This window comes from Streptomyces sp. NPDC043176 (assembly GCF_056436715.1).
This window is the reverse complement of record NZ_JBWKCA010000064.1, coordinates 1-1,612: the sequence shown is the minus strand read 5'-3', so window position 1 is coordinate 1,612 and position 1,612 is coordinate 1. Positions and strand designations below refer to the sequence as shown.

Below are 1,612 nucleotides of genomic sequence, written 5' to 3'. Positions count from 1 at the left end.
AGCTACCTCGCCGGCCTCCACCTCCGAGCCTCCATGATCTGGATCGACGATCTACTCAAGACCACCACGTGATCACGACATCACACAGGCCCTAGTACTGCAACGGTCTTTGTCGTGACGGCCGGGCAGGTGGTTCGTTGGTCTGCTCATGGGTGGGGAACTGTCTGATGCCCGGTCGTGGGCGGGTGAACTGAAGGCTCTGCAGGAGCGGTTCGTTCACCGTTTCGCCAGGTCGGAGCCGCGTGAATCAGCGCTCGCGTATATGCGGGGGCTGATCGCTCCGCTGGAGCGGAAGAACGGCTGGACACTGGCGGAGGAGGCCGGGCATACGGGACCTGACAGGATCCACCGGCTGTTGAACCGGATCGACTGGGACGCGGACGAGGTTCTGGACGACGTGCGCGAGTACGTCGTCGAGCATCTCGGCGACCCGGAGGCGGTGCTGATCGTGGACGACACCGGCTTCCTGAAGAAGGGCGACCGCTCGGCAGGGGTCCAGCGGCAGTACTCCGGGACCGCGGGGCGGACGGAGAACTGCCAGGTCGGGGTTTTTCTCGCCTATGCCACCGGTCGCGGCCGCACCCTGATCGACCGGCGTCTCTACCTGCCGGCCTCCTGGACGGACGACCGGGAACGGTGCCGGCGGGCCGGCATCGACGACGCGATCGTGTTCGAGACCAAGGTCGCGATGGCCCGGACGATGGTCCGCCGGGCGATCGAGGAGAAGATCCCGTTCGGCTGGGTGACCGCAGACGCCGGCTACGGCTACTCCAAGAGCTGGCGGACCGAGCTGGAGCGGGCGGACGTCTTCCACGTCATGGCCACCACCCGGCACGACACCGTCGTCACCCGCTGGGCCCTCGACCACCCCGTTCACGACCTGTTCCACGATCTGCCCCGGCAGAAGTGGAAACGCCGGTCCTGCGGCAACGGCTCTCACGGACCCCGGGTGTTCGACTGGTCCAGGGTCGAGGTCCGGCCCTGGCACCGCGAGGACCGCCGGCACTGGGTGATCGCCCGCCGCAGTGTCCGCCGCCCCGAGGAGATCTCCTACTACATCGCCTACTGCCCCGCCGGCACCACACTCGACCAGCTCATTCATGTCGCCGGCAGCCGGTGGGCGGTCGAGGAGTGCTTCCAGACCGCCAAGCAGGAATGCGGCCTGGACGACTACCAGGTCCGCCGCTATCCCGGCTGGCACCGCCACATCACCCTGGCCATGGCCGCCCACGCCTGCCTGACCGTCCTGCGGGCCCGCGAGCTCGATTCCGGGAAAGCAGAAACGGATCCTCCGGCCTCGTCCCGCTGAGCCTTCCCGAACTCAGACGTCTGATCCACCGCCTCACCCACCGGCAGCCGGCCTCGCTCGACCACATCCTGCACTGGTCGACCTGGCGTCGCCGTCGACAACACCAAGCCCAGATCAGCCACTACCGACAACGCGGCCACACACCACCTGAACCTGCCCAACCATCAGGAAAAACACCGTTGCAGTACTAGGGTCTGTTGCGAAAGTAGATCTTGTTCGTCGATGATCACCTGTCGTGGGACGTGGTGATCTGACGAACGGCCAGTGGGCCCGGCTTGAGCCCTTGCTGCCGACGGGCATCAA

1 protein-coding gene is annotated in these 1,612 nt (G+C 66.4%); it reads left to right on the top strand.

Annotation, left to right across the window (positions count from 1 at the left end):
- The first annotated feature begins 148 nt into the window (after positions 1–148).
- Positions 149–1,309, top strand: a complete 1,161-nt coding sequence (locus AC067A_RS37385; protein ID WP_479248162.1) for an IS701 family transposase — start codon at positions 149–151, stop codon at positions 1,307–1,309.
- The last annotated feature ends 303 nt before the right edge of the window (positions 1,310–1,612 follow it).